The following is a 21,873-nucleotide window of genomic DNA, read 5'->3' as shown; positions in this document are numbered from 1 at the left end:
GAAAGAGCAGTAACTCTACTGCTCTTTTAAATGTTTTTTAATAGATTGGATTAATTAGTAGCTTTTTCTTCTATTATAGATGAACCAACCTGCAGCTACATTGAATAATACCAATCCCCCTATCATAATTGATAGAGTTGAATTTTGCCCTGTTTGTGGTAAATCAGAATCCGATGGATTAGCTTTTTCTTTTTCTTTAACATCTTCTGGTATCTTTTCATTTTTTACGGTATTCTTAATTATTTCTCCATCATTCTTAATTTCAAAGGAAAAGACTTCTTCGTTAAGCACATAACCATTCGGTGCAATTGTTTCTTTGTATGTGTATTCACCAAAAGGTAAATTTGGGAAGGTCGCTATACCATTTTCATCGGTTTTTCCTTTTACTACTTCATTTCCACCTTTATCGTAAATAGTAAATTCAGCGTCTGGAATTTTCACATTGCCATCAGCCGCATCTTCTTTGGTGATTTCCATAGTTCCCGTAATTTTCTTATTGGTTACTGTATGTTTAATTATTTCTCCATCTTTCTTAATTTCAAAGGAAAAGACTTCTTCGTTAAGCACATAACCATTCGGTGCAATTGTTTCTTTGTATGTGTATTCACCAAAAGGTAAATTTGGGAAGGTCGCTATACCATTTTCATCGGTTTTTCCTTTTACTACTTCATTTCCACCTTTATCGTAAATAGTAAATTCAGCGTCTGGAATTTTCACATTGCCATCAGCCGCATCTTCTTTGGTGATTTCCATAGTTCCCGTAATTTTCTTATTGGTTACTGTATGTTTAATTATTTCTCCATCTTTCTTAATTTCAAAGGAAAAGACTTCTTCGTTAAGCACATAACCATTCGGTGCAATTGTTTCTTTGTATGTGTATTCACCAAAAGGTAAATTTGGGAAGGTCGCTATACCATTTTCATCGGTTTTTCCTTTTACTACTTCATTTCCACCTTTATCGTAAATAGTAAATTCAGCGTCTGGAATTTTCACATTGCCATCAGCCGCATCTTCTTTGGTGATTTCCATAGTTCCCGTAATTTTCTTATTGGTTACTGTATGTTTAATTATTTCTCCATCATTCTTAATTTCAAAGGAAAAGACTTCTTCGTTAAGCACATAACCATTCGGTGCAATTGTTTCTTTGTATGTGTATTCACCAAAAGGTAAATTTGGGAAGGTCGCTATACCATTTTCATCGGTTTTTCCTTTTACTACTTCATTTCCACCTTTATCGTAAATAGTAAATTCAGCGTCTGGAATTTTCACATTGCCATCAGCCGCATCTTCTTTGGTGATTTCCATAGTTCCCGTAATTTTCTTATTGGTTACTGTATGTTTAATTATTTCTCCATCTTTTTTAATTTCAAAGGAGAAGACTTCTTCGTTAAGCACATAACCATTCGGTGCAATTGTTTCTTTGTATGTGTATTCACCAAAAGGTAAATTTGGGAAGGTCGCTATACCATTTTCATTGGTTTTCCCTTTTACTACTTCATTTCCACCTTTATCGTAAATAGTAAATTCAGCGTCTGGAATTTTCACATTGCCATCAGCCGCATCTTCTTTGGTGATTTCCATAGTTCCCGTAATTTTCTTATTGGTTACTGTATGTTTAATTATTTCTCCATCATTCTTAATTTCAAAGGAAAAGACTTCTTCGTTAAGCACATAACCATTCGGTGCAATTGTTTCTTTGTATGTGTATTCACCAAAAGGTAAATTTGGGAAGGTCGCTATACCATTTTCATCGGTTTTTCCTTTTACTACTTCATTTCCACCTTTATCGTAAATAGTAAATTCAGCGTCTGGAATTTTCACATTGCCATCAGCCGCATCTTCTTTGGTGATTTCCATAGTTCCCGTAATTTTCTTATTGGTTACTGTATGTTTAATTATTTCTCCATCTTTTTTAATTTCAAAGGAGAAGACTTCTTCGTTAAGCACATAACCATTCGGTGCAATTGTTTCTTTGTATGTGTATTCACCAAAAGGTAAATTTGGGAAGGTCGCTATACCATTTTCATTGGTTTTCCCTTTTACTACTTCATTTCCACCTTTATCGTAAATAGTAAATTCAGCGTCTGGAATTTTCACATTGCCATCAGCCGCATCTTCTTTGGTGATTTCCATAGTTCCCGTAATTTTCTTATTGGTTACTGTATGTTTAATTATTTCTCCATCTTTTTTAATTTCAAAGGAGAAGACTTCTTCGTTAAGCACATAACCATTCGGTGCAATTGTTTCTTTGTATGTGTATTCACCAAAAGGTAAATTTGGGAAGGTCGCTATACCATTTTCATTGGTTTTCCCTTTTACTACTTCATTTCCACCTTTATCGTAAATAGTAAATTCAGCGTCTGGAATTTTCACATTGCCATCAGCCGCATCTTCTTTGGTGATTTCCATAGTTCCCGTAATTTTCTTATTGGTTACTGTATGTTTAATTATTTCTCCATCTTTTTTAATTTCAAAGGAGAAGACTTCTTCGTTAAGCACATAACCATTCGGTGCAATTGTTTCTTTGTATGTGTATTCACCAAAAGGTAAATTTGGGAAGGTCGCTATACCATTTTCATTGGTTTTCCCTTTTACTACTTCATTTCCACCTTTATCGTAAATAGTAAATTCAGCGTCTGGAATTTTCACATTGCCATCAGCCGCATCTTCTTTGGTGATTTCCATAGTTCCCGTAATTTTCTTATTGGTTACTGTATGTTTAATTATTTCTCCATCATTCTTAATTTCAAAGGAAAAGACTTCTTCGTTAAGCACATAACCATTCGGTGCAATTGTTTCTTTGTATGTGTATTCACCAAAAGGTAAATTTGGGAAGGTCGCTATACCATTTTCATCGGTTTTTCCTTTTACTACTTCATTTCCACCTTTATCGTAAATAGTAAATTCAGCGTCTGGAATTTTCACATTGCCATCAGCCGCATCTTCTTTGGTGATTTCCATAGTTCCCTCACGAGATTCAAACTTCACTTTTAGACTTGTTAAATTCGCTGGATCAAGATAAATATTTAATCCACCTAATGGCTGTACCCTAAAACCATCTTCTAGAGTGTTTGATTTAGTCATCCAAGGTGTAAAATCAGGAAGCGAACCTCTTATTTTTCCAGTATTTAATGTCGCTGAGCTATTGAATGTTGCTTCAAAATGAAATTTATCTCCACCCTTTAATGTAACTTTTCCTGTATAGGTCTTATTGTCAGTGTGGTTAATCAACGAAACACTTTGTGGCAAAGTGAATGTAATAGTGTTCTCTGAAAATGCTTTGAATTCGATTTCGTCTGTGTATTGGATTTTTTTATCAGAATCATATTTAACTGTTGGTGTTTCATTTGAAAACATAATATTCGAGTAAGGTGATATTGTTGAGTTTTTAACCTTATTCAAAAGATCTTTATACTCTTTACGATCACTGAACCCATAGCCTCTGTCAACAAGGTCATAGTAAGTTACATTGTTTACACTATCGTAGTCAAAGCCGTCAATATCATCACCTTCATTTAGAAAAGCAGATGTTAATAAAGATGTTGCTATGATAGCATTATCTTTTTCGCTTTGACTTAGTTTATCATAATCTCCAAAGATACTCCCTGGCCCACCGATACCATAATATAACGCTTTTGTAACTTCATCTAGGTTTCTTATGCTATTACTATCAGGGTAAGGCATTTGATAACCTTCGGATGGTGTTCGAAGTGGATGATTTAAACAGAAAGCCAAGTGTCCATTTATTTTATATTCCGACGCATATGTCATCTTACCACTATCCCACCGCTCATACGGTATGCGACGTATAAATTCGATTTTCAGGTCTTTTCCGTCAATCGTACCCTCAAAAATCACATATGATTCATCATTTGCTCGGTGTTCGAAACTTTCTAATGAATTTACAACCGAATCGTTAATAGATTTAGATTTAGATAAGTCCATTGCTTGTTTAACTAACTCTAAATCACTTTCTTTTGTAGGGACAACTTTTCCGTTGTAAAGTAATTGTCCTTTGTCATCAAAAGATAAAGTATATAGAAAATCAAGTATGGCATCACCTCTTGTATCCTTTTCAGCAGCATAAGCCACAATAGGAGATTGGAAAATCTGAAATAACATGAAAAAGGGCATTAATAGCAGTACTAACTTATTTCCTAGACTTCTTATCTTTTTCAATAAAATTCACTTCCTTTTTTGGTATTTATATATAAACAAGAACAGAACCGTATAAACTGATTCTGTTCGTTGACGAAGTACTCGTACCTTCTTTAAGGCTAACGTAATAACAGAATAAGAGTTCCAAGAAATTATGTTCGCTTAATATTAAAGGTGGTGATTCCTATACATAAGTCAAAAAACAGTTAATCTTTGAAAAAATAACATTGCTAGAAAAATTCTAATATTAAGAAACTAATCAACAACGCTAAATATTCCGTAAATTTAATTCACAAGGTTTTCTGTTTATTCTCTCTTTGTAATTATAAGATTAGCATAAAAAAACGAAAAAACAACAAATTTAGATAAAATTCGACATTTTATTCACCCCCCATTTAACGTTAGAATTATCTGTTAAGAAACTTTGCAACAAAACCGAAAAAATCATAACGGGAAAAATAACGAGTGCAAAGAAAAATTGTTTTGAGAAAAAAACTTCCCTTTCAAATTGTCATCTTAAACCTAGAAAAACAGAATGACAATGCAAGCGTTAAACCAAAACACTCCTCCTAATCTTGCATCTTCACCCGCCGGTTTATCGTATTCCTCAGGTACATTTATCCTCTATAAATAATCTACTATTAGTAAATGTCAGGGGATAATTATGTAGTCAGGATACTTTGAATTGTCATATAAACTACAATGGTATACAAAAATCAATATATTTCTCCTTTTAGCAAAGGGAGAAATATATGTGTTTTTCTTAACAAATATATGAGACCATTAAGATGAATCGATTTGGTAATTGATTTGTATTCAAATTTTTTCCCCCTAATTAACGGCGCCACTATGTATTGGCGCCCTATTTTTTATCCTCATCAAAATAGAAAAATGAATAGGAAGAATAGAATTTTTTATTTTACACCTGGTTTGGAAAATGCATACAATTATCAAATTTTCTTTATAAAATACATATACTATTATAATTTTTCTACTCTTAAACTAAAAACACGATTTTTCCGTTTTACAAAGGGAAAAATCGTGTTTTTAGTTCTGATAAATATGATATTCTTAATTTGAGTGTTATCTTTATAATATAATCATGTATCAAAAACTTCTTTCTCAGAGTGTTGAGAAACCGTATAGGGGTACAGCCGAGATACGTATATTATCTTAACTAAGAAAATTTAAACCCTAATTTGATAGGGTCCTTACGTTGAATACATATATTCAACGTAAGGTAAATTATCCTTCATAAATCTTACCTCGTAGGCGCATCATTTCTTCTTTTAATTTTTTATTTTCGTCCTCCAATTGTTTAATACGTTTGTTTTTAGCGGCGAGTAATATATCTTTATTGGTATCGGTTATTTCGCGTTTAACTTGCTTAGGAGAAGATAGGCCTTGTTGTTGCTCACGAAGTTTATTTATACGTTCACGGATATCTAAATGATTATATAGGTATGATTTTGATACTCCGGCTGTCGTTGAAACGCTATTAAAATTAATTTTTTCTTTATTTTTTATTAACATTTGAATAGCTTGATTGACTTTAGTTAAAGTTAATTCACTTTTGAGTTTTGAGAAGTCTTTAATACCTTTGGTATTTTTATAGTTATTTGTGGCCATATACACTAAATTCCTCTCGATCATATTCTCGTCCCTTTTTTCCAGCTTTATGATGAATTTTACCTTGTATTAGAAGTTCATATATTGGTTTTAAACGCTCTAATTTCTCCTGATTCTTTTCTATCCATACAGGACGATTTATAGTCTTCCCACGTTCTATAACGGCCTCTGTATCTTTTATTTGACGTTCATATTCTCTTGCAAACTCTGGAGTTGTACATAAATTACGACAAGATAAACAGGGATCGGATTGCGTAGGGCAAGGCTGTTTAATCGGTTTTGTACAATAACCCAGTGGCATCCTGACTGCATCTAAATTCGAACGAATATATTCCCATTCAATTATATCTTCATTTTCAATATCCGAAGGATGTACTTTTACTGGTTTGCCAAAATCATTTATTCGAAATAAACCTTTTGCTGTAGCGTCTTCCCATGATTTTCTTAGTGTTGTATCTAATATTTTCGCATAGGTAAGAGTCATTTCCGGTGAAGCATGGGCTAACCATTTTTGGACATGTAAGATATTCATTCCATTATTAATCAATTCAACTCCTTTAGTATGCCTGAAGGCGTGGCTCTTAAAATGGAACACGTTTCCTTTCTCATCAATAATATTTTTCGACTTGGCAAGCTTATTTAAACTATTTTGAATTCTACGAGATTCTGGCGGACGACCTTTTCGTTTACCAGAAAGCCGAACAAATAAGAATTTTTTTGGATTATTGTCCAGGTTGCTTTTTTTCTTCATACACTCTATTACTGTTTGTACAATAGCTGCTACATCGTCTGTAATAGGTACACGATGATTTAAGACTTGTGTTTTCATAATATCACCACACAAATACCAGCCCTGTGCTGTTTGTTCTAAACAGGTATCATAATGAAGGGTGAGAATATCAGAGATACGCCAACCAGTTGCTCGAAGTAATATTACTACGGGAATATATTCTTTAGGAGTAAGGTGCTCTAAATGGCTTTCTAATTGTTGAAGGATTCCCTCCGGGATATATTTAATATCGTTTTCAGTACGTCTTGGAAGTTGGGGAATATCTTCCTTAAATAATAGTAAAGATGCTGGTATTTTAGGAGATTCTATATATTGTAATTTTTCTATGGTTTCCAAAAAAACTCGTAGAGTTATTAAATAATTCCGTTGTGCTTTTTGATGCAGTTCTTGTTCTATCCTCTGCCAGTCTCGGTAATTTTCCATATCCTTGCGAGATAATAAGGATAGATCATTCCAGTTTGGATATTTTTCATATATAAAATTTAAAAAAAGACTGATAGAACGAATATCAAGGCAACTTTGTCCGTGAGATACATACTGAATTCGAAACTTGATGTAACGTTTAATCATGTTACGAAACGGGCTTGGAATAGCTGTAAAATTTAATAGATAATGTGCTTCATGTTCAACCACTTTTGACTTTGCTATTTTCCTGATATCCCAAATGTCTTTTTCAAACTCATCACGTTCATCATAATAATCTTTATAAAATAAATAAATCACTTTTAAGAAGGTTTCATACTTGGTAAGTGAGCCATCCTCTCGAATTTTTAATCCTTTTTGAACTAACATAGAACGAAGTTGAATTATTGCTCTGTTTAAATCTATATCAATAATACTTTTGATATAGGGATAGAACTGATTTAATAACTCTGCAATGTGTTTGAATGATGCTGCATATCGTTTAATTACCGTCTGATATAAACGTACATCATCGACCTTCAAACGATTTAAAATAAAAAACTTTATTTCAGCTTTAATCTTGGATTTAAAACAAGAAAAATCAATTTTTTTATATGTCTTATCCCAGATGGTTTGTCGAAACTCATCAAAGGCTGAATAATCGGCACTCCATATATCATTTTCCCAATAGCCTATTAAGAAATCGTTGATTTCTTCCTGCTTTTCCTTTACGATTGCTGCTCCCATTATACTCATTTCTAACTATCACCTTTCTGTGAATTTATCTTCATTCTCTCTTGTGCACGTTCCCAATCTTTTCTTAGATCATCATCACTTGGATGAACATACATTTGAATTGTGGTTTGAATATGGGCATGTCCCGCACGTTTCATCAAATGTTCATCTTTCCATCCAGCTTTTCGTAATTCGGTCAGTGAAGTATGGCGAAGCATATGAGGTGTTACATGGATAGCTGTTTTCTGTTTTAATCGATTAAATAAAGATACAATATCCGTATACTCTAAAGGGCGGTGCTTATTCTCTCCTGATAACTTAATAAAAACGTGGTTAGTATCTACTTCATCTGTATGTATTTCAGCTATATATTCAAAATAAAGATCCATTAATTCTTCAGATACATCAATTATTCTTGGACTATATACAGTTTTAATTTCCGCGAAATTTTCAAGTTCGCCACGATCACAAATATGAATCTTTCTTGCATCAACTTTGAAATCCTCAAGCCACAGGGAAAGAGCTTCACCGATTCGCATAGAACTTTCCCATAATAATTGGATAAGAAAGCGATCACGTATGTTTGAGCAGGAGAAAATTAGTTTTGTAACTTGTTCTTTAGAAATAACCTTCGGTTTTTCTTTTGGTACTTTAGCTTTGAGAATATGAGCTGTGAATTTTTTATCTTTGTTAATATGATATAAGAAATCTTTAAAATTTCTACGAGAGCCGGTTATTTGTTTTTTTAGGCGTTCTGATAATTGAATAGAATAATCCTCATGACGCATTAAATAATCGTAAAACCCTGTTACAGTAGCTAAAACAGTATTAATTGTTCTTGGCTTTCTTGGTAGGGGCGAAATGGAAATAGATACTACTTTATTGTTCCCATATGGATTTTGTAGCCACCCCATAAAGGATGCCATCTGATCAATACCAATCTCACGGTAATCCAATTTTTCTTGCTCTAGAAATTCAAAAAATAATTTCAGATGAAAGCAATAAGACCGTAAGGTATTTCGTGCAGCATTACTATTATCTTTGAACCGTAAATAATGAAGAACAGGTTGAATAGGCTCTCCATCCTTATCGACTAGCATATATCGCGTCTTTCCGTTTGACAAAATGACCTGTTCTACTTTCACAATATCCCCCCAATACTTAAGCAATTAACAATGTACTTAGAATTGTTATCTGTACTTAGTACACTTCATTCACCCCCACCTTAAAATACTTTAAATACTCTGAAAAATCAATATAGTTATAATTTATTTGAAGATAAATAAAAAACCATAAGCCTTACTTAAAGAACTATAAGGTCTATGGTTTTATTTAGTATAGTTAATACACGTATCTCGATTGTACACCAAAATGGCTCAAAAATTCTTAGGAATACTTAATACAATCTATTTTTTAGAATGAATAGGGGGAACGAAGTGTATAGTGTGATTAAAATGGAGATTGATATCTTAATCCCCTTATTTAAGGATCTCTGTTTTAAGCAGGGGTTTTAGTAGCCCAAAAATAAAAAAAGGCTTATTTAGTTATACACACACTTATATGATGAACATAAAGTAACGTATACAACGCCCTAACTCCACATTAACCCATTATAGGGTGCTTTTAAATTTTTTGATATTTTGAAGAAGGGAATGGGTAACTGAATGAATTATAATTTTATTCAATCAAATACATGGATTTCTTTAGAAAATAATTATGATTGTCAAATTATCCATTGTAGAGGACCTTGTTTATATAATGTGACATAATATAAACAATTGTAAAATATAATTGAAATGATTGTTAGTAAGGGTATATCCCGTAAAAGGATCTTTGTTTTAAAAAACGAAGGTCCCTTTACGCGTGTTTTTGTCCATCCTTCGGGAAAATAAGACAAAATGACTGCTTCTACTCTCACAATAGGCCCCTTCCATCACTACAACGACTAATAAAAATAAATAAGACGATACTTATAAGTTCAAAAAATCAAGTCTGGAAGTAAAAATAAGACCATAACTCAAAAATTACATGTATCTCGGCTGCGCCCAAATCTGCTTAAGTTAACCTGGTTAAAATATCATCTTTATTGATGTTCTTAATGATTGTCTCTAAATTTACGACCGTTGAAGGCTTACTAAATCCATAACGCCCATAAAAATTGATATGTTTTCAGGCAACTGGTAAAATGTTCATCCTGATACCTTTATTCTGGAATTTCGTTGATAAATTCGGTAATGGGTGTTTTTGCCCAAATCCTCGATGTGAAAACACCCAAGTAACATTCAATCACCATAATTATATTATGATGATATTTGGTGGCTATACCAAATACACACTATTGATTCCATTCGATACTAAATTGGAGGGGATTAATATCCCACCAATTATTTTAAATGTTTTTTCCAGGCCTTTTTTATACTGCCAGATTTGGATGTTGGGATATTTAATTGTAGGGCTACCGTAGATAGTGAAGTTAACCCACCATTTATGTAACGAAATCCAGTATTTTTTCTTTGAATATATTCGTCATAAACAATTTGATCACGACCTGCAAGATATTTAGCAAAACAGAGCATACTCTCTTCTAATTCCGTAAGTCCAATTGATAAGTCCTTTTTAACCGTCTCTAAGGAAGATTGTATATTATTTTGTAATTCTTCTGGCACCTTAATTTGGGACAAGACTTTAGAACGTGTTGCAAATTCCTCCCTCACATTTAATGCTAAATTATATAATTCTTCCTCACTCAATTTCCCATTCATTTTCTCCATGTTATCTAATAATTCCATACTAGTAATAATTAGATCTGAAATTTTACTTTCAAAACTTAAAAAAGTCCGCTGCTCTGCGTTCATCTCCGTTTTAGCAAGTATTGTTAAAGGGAAGATTACACTAAGTAAACAACTTAACAAAATTACAACATATTTTTTTATATAAACCATGACTATTTACCCCCTATTTGAATTCTTTATTTCACCTAATTTTATGATATCCCAAATTAGTAATTTTATTTTGGATGTTTTTGCCCAAGCTCCGAAAAGACCTGCGGTAGTATGTCAAATGAAAAATAATACCGCAGGTCTTTTTCGGGGATAGGCAAAGATACCCCTTATTGGAATCCTTGATCACTGTGTAGGAGAATGCCTTTCACGTTCCGTTTTTTATACTTCACAAAATATTCAAATACCAAAATAAATCAGAACTGAATATTGTGTTAAAATCTAATTGAAAACGATTTCAAAAAATGAAGTATTAGGAGTGAGTTCAAGATGAAGAAAAAAATGAAGAAGCCTATGGTAGCATTGATGTTAGCCACCTCGATTGGCATACCTTGTATATCTGTACCTGGTAGTGCATTAGCAGCAGAAAATACTCCAACTAGTGTTAATGAAAATGTAAGAGTTGGTATTACAGATGTCCAATCTGAATTAAAGAAAATAGGGACATACTATTATACTAATGAAATTGCAGGTACAAAAATTGAATCCTGGCCTACACTAACTTTTAAGGCAAAGCCAGATAGTGTTGAGACAAAAGTTGATTTTAGTATTACGGATACCACAAATAAATTGAACTTTGATAGTAAAATCGTTGAATACATGGGAGAAAATGTGTTTGAGAATACTACTGATCAAACCCATAAGTTTTCAACAGCTAAATATACCAAAAGTGTAACAGAATCAATAGCGACAGCAACAACAAAAGGTTTTAATGTGGGAGGTTCGAGTAACATATTTAACATTCCATTGATCTTAAATAACGGTATAACAGTAAACGCAGGATTCAACTCTTCTACTACAGAGACACAAACAAAAGCTGAGCAAAAAACAATAGAAGCACCTTCACAATCCATTGAAGTTCCACCCCAAAAAACATATAAAGCAGACGTTATATTGGAACAAAGGAATTTTTGGGGAGATATTACGTTTACCGGTGTAGGGAGTAATCCTGTGACTACAATAAAGGGAACTGCATCATATTGGGCTCCAAATGGTATGGGTGCTTGGAAACAATACCCTTTTAGTGATAAAACAAAAAATTATTGGAATAAGTTAACAACTTCTCAAAAAAATAATTTAAATGGAATTAAATTTGAAAATAATGATGTAAAGGCAGAAGGTACAGCTAAAGTCGAAGGCATATTTGGTAGTAATCTAATTGTAAAGGTTTATGATATTACAGATAAATCAAATCCTAAGTTAGTGGAAACAAGAAGTTTCAAATAATATTTTGAGGAGGTTCCATCAAATTAAGTATTTGGGTTATTTTTAAATTTAATTTATAAGTCTTCGCCATTTTTTGTATTATCACCTGTAAAGGGAAGACTCCTAGTCAAGAAAACACTTTGATTAGGGGTCTTTTTTCTTATTCCCCCTTTTCGAGGGGATGGGTAAAAATGAAGTGAACCCCGAAAACGGGACACCAATCAAAACACCTAAACCACTTGTTCCCTAAATTCTTTAGGGGATAGGTGGTTTAATTTTTCTTGAATTCGCACACAATTGTAGTAATGAATGTATTCTAGCACAATCTTTCGCACAGTTGTGTTGGATACTTTTGTTATCTCTTGTGAATAGAAAGCTTCACTTTTCAAATGACCAAAGAAGCTTTCCATGACGGCATTATCATGGCAATTTCCTCTCCGGGACATGCTGGTGATCATGCCGTTTTCTTTGGCATACGCTTGAAATTCTTTTGCTGTATAAATACTTCCTTGACCCGAGTGAAGAAGGACATCTTTTACTCTTCGTCCTCTCATTGCTTGTTTCAATGTCTTCATCGCTAATGTCAGTGTTTGTGATTCGCTGATGACACAACTAATAATTTCACGATTAAAGGCATCCATGATCGTTGATAAATACAAGGTACGCTCCCAAAATAAGAGATACGTCACATCTGTAAACCACTTTTCATTTGGTCTGGATGCATCGAATTCACGCTCCAATCGATGAGGGGCTACCATTGGTTCCGCACCATTGATATATTTCTTTTTCTTTCGACGTACTTTTGAAAGAATGTGATTTTGTCTCATGATTCGTAATACTTTTTTATGATTGACACACAGTCCCATTTTTTGAAGAGTAGCGGTCACTCTTCGATATCCATACCGAAATTTATGCCTAAGACAGACGTCCTTTACTTTCTCTTCTATATCATCTTTCCAATCTTCCGTTCGTTGTAACCAGCGATAAAATGTGGAACGGGGTAATTCTAATACGTTACACAATTCTTTTATCGTTATTTTTGTTTTTACATTTTTCCATAAAGTAACTACAGTTTCTGGTTTCAGCCCCTTTCGATTTCCAGATACTTTCCCCATACAAGTAATTTTGTTTTTAGATGCTTATTTTCTAAACGTAGTTGTTCTAATTCACTGAGCTCTTTTGGTCCTTTTCCATAAGAATATTGTTTTCCTACAGGTTGTTGAAAACGATACGTTTGATCTGTACGATACCATTTCATCCATGTCTTAATTTGGGAAACATTTTTAATTCCGAGTTTCTCCATAATTATACGATTTGAATAATCTGAACTGACCCACGAATTTGGTACATGAAAAAAACACCTATGCTACCTGTTTCTTATATTCTATAGGAGACAGGTAGTTTAACTTTTTATAAATGCTAACTTAAATATGTACATTAACGCTTGAATAAATATGTACATTTTCAATTAGATTCTCCATACTGACCCTGAGGTGGTTAGTATGTATATTAAGCTAGATATTCAAACAGAATTTGAGGTTAAAAGTCTTTCAGACTTACCAAATTTGAAAAAACTAATGGGGAACTTAAAAATGAAGATAAATAAAAGTCAATTAGCCAGAGAATTGAATGTGGATCGGCGTACCATAGATAAGTATTTGAATGGTTTTACACCAAAAGGAACAAAAAATAAAACATCGAAAATCGATACATATTATGAAGTGATTGCAGCTCTCTTATCTAGTGATTCTAAACAAATCTTCTACTACAAACGAGTGTTATGGCAGTATCTAACAGACAATCACGGTTTAAAATGTTCACAGTCTGCATTTCGTTCTTATATTAATAGAAAGCCTGAATTTAGAAAATATTTTGATGAGGGAAAGCGTATTGTATCAGGTCATTCAGTGGGTGTCCGTTATGAGACACCTCCAGGAGAACAAGCTCAATTAGATTGGAAAGAAAGTATAAGATTTGAAACCAAAAGTGGCGATATCGTATATGTGAATGTAGCTGTACTTTTATTGTCTTACTCGAGATTTAAAGTCTTTCATTTGGATATTTCAAAATCACAAAGTGTTTTAATGTCATTTATGACAGAGGCATTTGAAATGTTTGGTGGTGTACCGAAGGTAATTGTCAGGGATAATATGAAGACGGTAATGGATGAAGCTCGAACAGAACACTTTACAGGAACGATTAACAATAAGTTTGCCCAATTCGCTCAGGATTTTGGATTTAAGGTACAACCTTGTATCGCAGGGCGACCAAATACCAAAGGGAAAGTAGAAGCGCCAATGAAACTTCTAGACGAAATTCACGCTTATCAAGGAAGATTCACTTTTAAAGATTTACATGAATTTGTGCAAAAATTATGTGCAAGAATTAATCAAACATTTCATCAAGGGACTGGTAAGATTCCCGTGTTTGCCCTAAAACAGGAAAAGAACCTCCTACAACCACTCCCGAAGAGCGCGATAAGAGATTCCTATATGATTAAGCATAAACTTGTAAAAATTAATACATCAGGCATGATATCTTACAAATCGAATCAATACTCAGTTCCAGCTGAATATCAAGGTAAGAACGTCGGTCTACAAGTATATGATAATCAAATATATGTTTATCATAACATGAAGTTAATTGTACAACATAAAATCAGCCAATCTAAGCTCAATTATAAAGAAGAACATTATAAAAAAGCATTGGCTAAGTCACTACCAAAATATCCGAACATTGACAATTTGGCGAAACAAAATTTATCAGTAATTGGTGAGGTATATAGAAATTAAGAATAGCTATCAACAATTAACAACAAACCTAGAGTATTTAAAATTAAAACAAATGGCACAACATTTAGGCGACATAGTCGATTTTAGCATTAATAATGAATTATCCTTCGTAGAAACACTGGTTAATCTGACAAACTATGAGATTGATGTACGAGAACAAAATATGATTCATTCTATGGTGAAAATGGGCGCATTTCCCCATCGAAAGGAGGGTGATGAGTTTGATTTCGAATTCCAGCCGAGTATTAATAAACAACAAATCTTAGATTTTATTTCTCTACGTTTCTTAGAGCAACAAGAAAACATAGTATTTTTAGGACCTAGTGGTGTTGGTAAGACCCATTTGGCCACGTCTATTGGTATAGCAGCAGCTAAAAAGCGAACAAGTACTTATTTTATTAAATGTCATGATTTACTTCAAAATTTGAAACGTGCCAAGATTGAAAATCGCCTAGAATCTCGTTTAAAGCACTATACAAAATATAAATTACTTATTATTGATGGAATTGGATACTTGCCTATTGATCCGGAGGATGCAAAATTGTTCTTTCAATTAATCGATATGCGTTATGAAAAGCGTAGTACCATCCTAACGACCAATATCAACTTCAAGTCTTGGGACGAAGTATTCCAGGACCCTAAACTCGCCAATGCCATACTGGATCGTGTCTTACATCATGCCACAGTGGTCAGTATTGTAGGACAACCCTATCGAATTAAAGATCATTTTAGCAAAGAAAATGATTGATTTTGTACATGCTTAAACAAGCGAAAATGTACATGTTTAGCTTGACATTTACAAACTTTTCTTGAATACGTTCCGTATTATAATACTCAATGTAATCGTGAATGAGTTGTTTGAGAGTAGAAGTTGAATGTATTTGTTTTTCTTGGGAGTAAAACAATTCAGATTTCAATGAGGAATGAAAAGATTCTATTACGGCATTATCATGACAATTTCCTTTACGGGACATACTTGTGGTAATGCCATTCTCTTTAGATAACGTTTGGAAAGCGTAGGAGGTATACACGGCCCCTTGATCACTATGTAGTATAATTTGAGTATTTTGTTTTAGTTTGATCGCCTTCTCAACTGTGTTTAAGACAAGTGTTACGTCTTGTCTGTTACTTATTTCATACGCAATGATTTCATTGTTATATAAATCCATAATACTTGATAAATACAACATCGCTGTACCAAATGGCAAATATGTAATGTCTGTAACCCATTTTTCATTTGGCTTGTTAGCTTGAAAGTTTCTATTTAAGAGATTCTCTACAACAATTCTACTTTCTCCATTGATCCAGGTTCTTCTCTTTCTTTTAACCCTACATTGTAAATTTTTCGATGTCCATATCGAAAGTGATTTGTCATACAAATTGTCAAAATAGCCTGTTCTAATTTTGCTTCCTTTATATCTTTCCCTTTATTTTTCCATCGATAATAAGTAGAACGAGGTATATCAATTAATATACATATTTCTTTAATGGAGTACTCATCTTTCATCAACTCCACTACTTCTACAACTACTTCTTTAACAAACACCTCTCGATTTCTTGGTACTTTTTTAAAATATCTAGTTGCATTTTTAATTTCCGATTCTCTATCTGAAGCTTCTCGATTTCAGTTATACCTTCTTCACTAGCCTTTTGTAGCGTACTTTGTTTTCCTACAGGGCGACTAAAACGATACGTTTCACCTTCACGATGCCACTTCATCCAAGTTTTAATCTGTGCTTTATTTTTAATTCCTAATTGTTCCATAATTTCTTTATTTGTGTATCCTTGTTTTTTCAGCTCGATTGCTTTCCATTTAATTTCTTCTGAATAAGATTTTCTCGTTCCCATAAAAGAAACACCTCCGTATACTCGTATTTAAATTAAATACGGTATAAGAGGTGTTTTTTCCTTGTCTTATTTCATTGGGTCACTTCATCATATATAAAGAGGTTTTTAATAGGTAAAGTCCTTAAATTAGTTAGTGATAGATAGTTATAGTATATCGAAGATTGCTTCTAACACTCTATAACTTAATAACGAAAATAATTTTAAGATAAATTACAAAGGATTCACAAACTTTATTTGGAGTAAAATCATTTAAAGTACAAATAAAGTAAACCTTATTAATATAAAATGTTTTATTTTAATATTGTGTTTAAAATAAATAAATTAATAATTTATGCTTTTTATCATTTTTAAACGATAAGATTTTTAAGTTTCCTTTTAAAAGTTTTTTGAATGAATTAAACGGTAAAAATGGTAATTCTATGCATAGTTACAAACATTTTTTAAGCAAGTCTAATTATATTAAATATAAGAATTGGTCTTCTTAAACCAGTTACCATTATGTCAGGAGAAAGTATAACTGGTCCATTACTAATATTTAGTAATTGTATAGTAGTATTTGCAGCTAAATTGCGAACAATTCCTAAAGAAATTTGACTACCAGGAACATGAATTCCTGTACTTTGGTTCACATTAGTTACTCCATTAATAGCAATTGCAAATACTATTGGAGTAGTTGTATTTTCTAAGCTAGTAGAAATATAACATTCTATACTATAAATACCTGAATTGAAAATTGTTGCAATACCAGTTGAGGAATCAAATGATAAAGTAGATTGAGTTATTAATACAGGTGTTTGATAATTGGTTATTGAATTTAAAGATTCAACAGTTTCCGTAAATAATTTACCTACATTAAGAAATGTAGGGGGAATATTCGGTCCTGTTGGTCCTGGTTCCCCTTGGATTCCTTGAACTCCTTGGGGTCCTGTCGGTCCGTCTGGTCCTGGTTCCCCTTGAATTCCTTGAACTCCTTGGGGTCCTGTTGGCCCGTCTGTTCCTGGTTCCCCTTGGATTCCTTGAACTCCTTGGGGTCCTGTCGGTCCGTCTGGTCCTGGTTCCCCTTGGATTCCTTGAACTCCTTGGGGTCCTGTCGGTCCGTCTGGTCCTGGTTCCCCTTGAATTCCTTGAACTCCTTGGGGTCCTGTTGGCCCAATTGGACCAGTAACTCCTGGAATCCCTTGTAGTCCAGTAGCTCCAGTGGGTCCCGTTGGCCCAGGTGGTCCACCTGAAGGTCCTGTTGGGCCAGTAACCCCTGTAGATCCTGTTGGCCCAGGTGGTCCTCTTCCTGTCCCAGCGGGACCTGTTGGCCCTTGTGGGCCCGTAGAACCTGTAGGTCCTTGTTCAGGAATAGGAAATGCACATGGAAAAGGAATATGATTACATTTATCGAACTTATTCATTTCTCCACCAACTTTTTGAATTAATTGCACTTGATTTAATAAATCGATACTTAATATATGTATGAAACATATTTTAAAAAGGTGTACATTAATACCTACTTTATTTATACATACCTGTTACTTTATGAATCATCATCAATATTTTACAGATTCTGTACGTTAAAACTAAATCCCTTAATGCAAAAAATTTTCATTACAAGTGTAAAAAATAAACAATTAAAGAGCATTTTCAACTTAAAATAAAACCAATTTTTTGATATTAAGGGTGAAGATTTTTGTATGGTTTTCTTAAAAATATGACCTGTTCCTTGCAGAACTTTTAGTCCTATCTATAAAATTGTGAAGGGCAAAGTGAAGAAAGCCAGTAATAATAAGGGTTTATAAGATACTAGTTGTCATGTTTTCATGACAACTAAAAAATAGAAAAACATAGAAAAAAGAATACAATAATAAATTGTATTCTTTTAAAACATATAAACAGGAAGTTTATGTTTTTTCTTTCCTTGCTCATGGATCAGCATAAACCGCTGATCCATTCCAGTACACTTACCATTGACTCTTACGTTTATCTTTCTTGTGCTCTTCTATTAAATGATGAATATTTATGTTACAATTAATATCCATCACTTAATCTACCTAAAGGGTTATATCCTTTTAAAAAAGTTCTTTATATATTTTATATAAAGAACTTTTTTATGTTTATTCATTTAAATTTACGATAAAATTAATGAGACTACATTTGAAGATATGGGTTCAAGTTGCTGTATTGGCTGAATTGTTTTTTTTGCGTATAATGAATAGAAATATATCTAGGCGCTTAAAGAATTTGATCTTACATAAGCTAGCTCACCGACAATAAAAAGAAAATTTTTTAAAACAACAACAACTTATATTTCTTTGCTTATAGCGACAATAAAATATGAAATTGTACATATCATCTAATCCATTAACAAAAATGGGAATAAATGAATTATAATAATATAAATGAAATTCCCTTTCAGTTTCCGATGAACTGTACTTTAGTCTGTTATTGATACGAAGTCTTTTATAAGACTTCGTACTTTTTTGTTTATAAATGTAAACTAATAAATATTAATTTGCATTCGAATTCCTTTAAATATTGATTTTCCTCTAATTCTCTTGATATCCTCAATTTATATAACTAAATTATACATTCAAAACACTGTAAATAAAAAGGTTAAAAAATCCATGAACAAAAAATCTCATCGATATCCGACCTATCCAAAATAAAATTCATTTACTATAAAATAACAATATTTATACTATTTTATAGCAATATTAACCTTAAATACGTTTGAAAAAAGTTAAGATTATTAATCGAAACAACATCTAAAGTTACCCCTCCAGTAGAATTTAATGCTACCAATGTAATTACATCTCCAGCATTTAGAAAATGAAAATCTAAAAAATAGAATTAACATTTGGGCGTGCTTTATTTGTAATATTTTTTGTTATTGCTACTCCGTTATTAAATAACCTAGCATTTCCAGAATTACTATCTACCTGTAATTGTACATAACTATCTATTAAATATGTTCTACTAACATTAGTTGTAATCAATCTCCTGCAAGACTAAACGATCCTAGTACTGATTCATCCATAGTCACAAAAGGATAAAGACCACCATTAAGTACTACTACACTACCTAAATCTGATGATCTAAAAAATGTTCCAACTATAACTGGTCCTGTTGGTAAAATAAATGATGGGATTGGTGGTAACGTGGGCCAATTAAACTTGGATCTAATCCAGCACCACTCAAATATTCATCCATTATGAAATCCTTTGAACATTTTCCATTTAACATAATACACCTCCAAAATGTTCTTATCATGATCAATAAATGTATTAATGACCCAAATTGTCACCACTCAAACATTTACTACTTAATCCCTATTACTAATATACAAAGTACTACATTCCCTAAATTCATTATCCTATAATAGTGCTTACTACAGTTTCGCCCATAAAGCTTATAAAAACTAGTTTTATTATCAATTTATTTTTATAAATTAAATATTTCAAAAAACATCACCCTTTTACATAATGTTATTCCATTACATAAGAAATTGAATGCTAAAAAATGTTCTTGTAAGAGAATTCTGCTCTGTACAGAATTCTTTTACTTTGTTTGCAGGATGAAGTATAGGTACCTTATATTTCATTTTTCTTACTGAACAGTCTCTCTTATTACTCATTGTCGAAATAACTTGAGTTGAAATGCAGAATATTAAAGATCTAGAGTATCTGCCATGTAAATATATTCTATTCCCTCCATCACTAGTACCGATGCCATTTGATTCAATTCCTCATTATCAAGTAATTTTCTTTCTGAAAATAAACTAATCTTATGAATAAAATGTGAGTATATAAAAATAATAAAGATACCCTATATCTATAAATAAAGAAGGTGTGAATCATGTCCTTAAATAAAAATAATGAAATTATTGAAAACATAAAAATAAACACCTTGCAAGAAGTTAAGAATACACTGGAAGAAATTTTTGATATTTGTGCGGATTTAATTGAACATCCTCTACAGTTAAAAACTAAAACCAGCATTTCACTTTATTATTTTGAAGGTCTTACAGACGGGATTGCATTGAAAGAACATGTTATTACACCACTATTACAAGAAATAACTGATGACATACAGGTATTTAATTTTAATGTAATTGCTACCTATTCAAAAACAGTATATACATGGAATGAAATTAAAAAGGGAATACTTGAGGGACAATGTGTACTATTCATGGAGGGAGAAAAAAAAGCTCTTCTTATAAATACAAAAGGATGGGCAGAAAGATCAATTCAAGAACCTGTTTCAGAAGTTACAATTAAAGGCTCCCATGATGGGTTTATTGAAAATGCCTCTAAAAATATAGGATTAATTCGTAGATATATTCCTTCTACTGAGTTAAAAATTAAGAAATTAACAATTGGAGAACGTGCTACTACTTCTGTATACATAATTTACTTAGGGGATGTAGCCAACGAAGAAGTAGTACAGGAGGTTGAAAAACGGATTGTGAAAATTAAAACTGATACAATTTTAAGTATTGGAGAATTATCTAACTTTACAAAAGATCAAAATTGGACTCCCTTTCCTCAATCATATTTAAGTGAACGTCCTGATTCCATTTCTCAACATATTCTTGATGGAAAAATAGCAGTGTTAATTGATAGATCTCCTAGTGTAATGATTGTTCCAATGAATTTAATTGGTTTTTTTCAAACACCTGATGATTATAATACGCACTGGCTCATTGCATCTTTTTTTCGCTTATTAAGATTTTTAGGATTTGTTATAGCTGTATTTTTACCGGCACTATATATAGCAATGGTTTCATTTCACTTTGAAACAATTCCTTTAGACTTATACACTTCTATTGCATCTTCAAGAATAAAAGTTCCTTTTCCACCCTTGTTAGAAGCTTTCATCATGGAGGTCACATTAGAAATGCTTCGAGAAGCTGGGATACGTCTCCCACAACCTATTGGACAAACAATTGGGATTGTTGGTGGGATTGTAATTGGACAGGCAGCTGTTCAAGCAGGACTTGTCAGCAATATTATGGTTATTATTGTATCTATCACTGCCATTGCATCTTTTATCGTTTCTAACTATGAATTATCAAGCTGTATTCGTCTTATTCGTTTTCCAATAATGTTACTTGCTTACTGTTATGGGATTGTTGGTGTGGTAAGTGGGTTAATGATTTTATTAGCCCATTTTTCGACAATAAACTCATATGGTACACCATACGGTCTTCCTATTGCACCTTTTCGTTTACAAAATTTAAAAGACTCTTTTGTGCGCTTTCCCAATTCCATGCTTACTAACCGCTCTAGTACAGGACAACCCAAACAGAAAAAGCGACAAAGCTAACATT

Annotated in this window: 9 protein-coding genes and 4 pseudogenes; 4 read left to right on the top strand and 9 right to left on the bottom strand. The window is 32.6% G+C overall.

What is annotated here, in order from left to right; genetic code table 11:
• Nucleotides 1-75: 75 nt before the first annotated feature.
• From MHB52_RS35035 to MHB52_RS35010, 6 genes and pseudogenes are all read right to left on the bottom strand, one after another.
• A pseudogene (locus MHB52_RS35035) lies at nucleotides 76-4,179 on the bottom strand (SpaA isopeptide-forming pilin-related protein); the annotation flags it as partial.
• Nucleotides 4,180-5,403: 1,224 nt separating this feature from the next.
• Entirely contained in the window at nucleotides 5,404-5,787 is a 384-nt protein-coding gene (locus MHB52_RS35030; protein ID WP_000224740.1) for a DUF6262 family protein, read from the bottom strand.
• Nucleotides 5,774-7,735: a tyrosine-type recombinase/integrase gene (locus MHB52_RS35025; RefSeq protein WP_061664311.1), complete on the bottom strand. Its 1,962-nt coding sequence runs from the start codon at nucleotides 7,733-7,735 to the stop codon at nucleotides 5,774-5,776. Before MHB52_RS35025 ends, MHB52_RS35030 begins: the two co-directional genes overlap by 14 nt.
• A gap of 2 nt (nucleotides 7,736-7,737) precedes the next feature.
• On the bottom strand, nucleotides 7,738-8,859 hold the full coding sequence (locus MHB52_RS35020; protein WP_000862013.1) for a tyrosine-type recombinase/integrase: 1,122 nt from the start codon (nucleotides 8,857-8,859) through the stop codon (nucleotides 7,738-7,740).
• A 910-nt stretch (nucleotides 8,860-9,769) separates the two neighbouring features.
• A pseudogene (locus MHB52_RS35015) lies at nucleotides 9,770-9,949 on the bottom strand (hypothetical protein); the annotation flags it as partial.
• Nucleotides 9,950-10,098: 149 nt separating this feature from the next.
• Entirely contained in the window at nucleotides 10,099-10,656 is a 558-nt protein-coding gene (locus MHB52_RS35010; RefSeq protein WP_061663533.1) for a hypothetical protein, read from the bottom strand.
• 327 nt (nucleotides 10,657-10,983) lie between these two features.
• On the opposite strand from MHB52_RS35010, the gene MHB52_RS35005 reads away from it, so the two are divergent.
• Entirely contained in the window at nucleotides 10,984-11,940 is a 957-nt protein-coding gene (locus MHB52_RS35005; protein ID WP_061663532.1) for an ETX/MTX2 family pore-forming toxin, read from the top strand.
• 209 nt (nucleotides 11,941-12,149) lie between these two features.
• Here MHB52_RS35005 and MHB52_RS35000 read toward each other — a convergent pair.
• A pseudogene (locus tag MHB52_RS35000) lies at nucleotides 12,150-13,240 on the bottom strand (IS3 family transposase); the annotation flags it as partial.
• 181 nt (nucleotides 13,241-13,421) lie between these two features.
• Between MHB52_RS35000 and istA the strand changes: the two are divergent.
• Together istA and istB are read left to right on the top strand one after the other, a co-directional pair.
• Nucleotides 13,422-14,711: an IS21 family transposase gene (gene istA / locus MHB52_RS34995; RefSeq protein ID WP_061663604.1), complete on the top strand. Its 1,290-nt coding sequence runs from the start codon at nucleotides 13,422-13,424 to the stop codon at nucleotides 14,709-14,711.
• Nucleotides 14,707-15,459 carry an IS21-like element IS232 family helper ATPase IstB gene (istB, locus tag MHB52_RS34990; RefSeq protein ID WP_061663605.1) on the top strand — a complete coding sequence of 251 codons (753 nt, stop codon included), beginning with the start codon at nucleotides 14,707-14,709 and terminating at the stop codon, nucleotides 15,457-15,459. Before istA ends, istB begins: the two co-directional genes overlap by 5 nt.
• Here istB and MHB52_RS34985 read toward each other — a convergent pair.
• Nucleotides 15,440-16,559 (bottom strand): annotated as a pseudogene (locus MHB52_RS34985) (IS3 family transposase). The gene istB and the pseudogene MHB52_RS34985 sit on opposite strands and share 20 nt — an antisense overlap.
• A gap of 440 nt (nucleotides 16,560-16,999) precedes the next feature.
• Complete coding sequence (locus tag MHB52_RS34980) at nucleotides 17,000-17,959, bottom strand: collagen-like protein (RefSeq protein ID WP_340769144.1); 960 nt, start codon at nucleotides 17,957-17,959, stop codon at nucleotides 17,000-17,002.
• Between the two features lie 2,440 nt (nucleotides 17,960-20,399).
• On the opposite strand from MHB52_RS34980, the gene MHB52_RS34975 reads away from it, so the two are divergent.
• Nucleotides 20,400-21,869: a spore germination protein gene (locus tag MHB52_RS34975; RefSeq protein ID WP_061664851.1), complete on the top strand. Its 1,470-nt coding sequence runs from the start codon at nucleotides 20,400-20,402 to the stop codon at nucleotides 21,867-21,869.
• The last annotated feature ends 4 nt before the right edge of the window (nucleotides 21,870-21,873 follow it).

The organism is Bacillus sp. FSL K6-0073 (assembly GCF_038006085.1).
Lineage (GTDB): Bacteria > Bacillota > Bacilli > Bacillales > Bacillaceae_G > Bacillus_A > Bacillus_A cereus.
Note: the sequence above shows the minus strand (reverse complement) of the source record. Positions and strands in the feature narration are given on the sequence as shown.

What these genes read in the sequence shown, in the direction of transcription:
- MHB52_RS35030 (WP_000224740.1), bottom strand. Translation starts at nt 5,787, where the DNA reads ATGGCCACAAATAACTATAAAAATACCAAAGGTATTAAAGACTTCTCA.
- MHB52_RS35025 (WP_061664311.1), bottom strand. Translation starts at nt 7,735, where the DNA reads ATGAGTATAATGGGAGCAGCAATCGTAAAGGAAAAGCAGGAAGAAATC.
- MHB52_RS35010 (WP_061663533.1), bottom strand. Translation starts at nt 10,656, where the DNA reads ATGGTTTATATAAAAAAATATGTTGTAATTTTGTTAAGTTGTTTACTT.
- MHB52_RS35005 (WP_061663532.1), top strand. Translation starts at nt 10,984, where the DNA reads ATGAAGAAAAAAATGAAGAAGCCTATGGTAGCATTGATGTTAGCCACC.
- istA (WP_061663604.1), top strand. Translation starts at nt 13,422, where the DNA reads ATGTATATTAAGCTAGATATTCAAACAGAATTTGAGGTTAAAAGTCTT.
- MHB52_RS34980 (WP_340769144.1), bottom strand. Translation starts at nt 17,959, where the DNA reads ATGAATAAGTTCGATAAATGTAATCATATTCCTTTTCCATGTGCATTT.
- MHB52_RS34975 (WP_061664851.1), top strand. Translation starts at nt 20,400, where the DNA reads ATGTCCTTAAATAAAAATAATGAAATTATTGAAAACATAAAAATAAAC.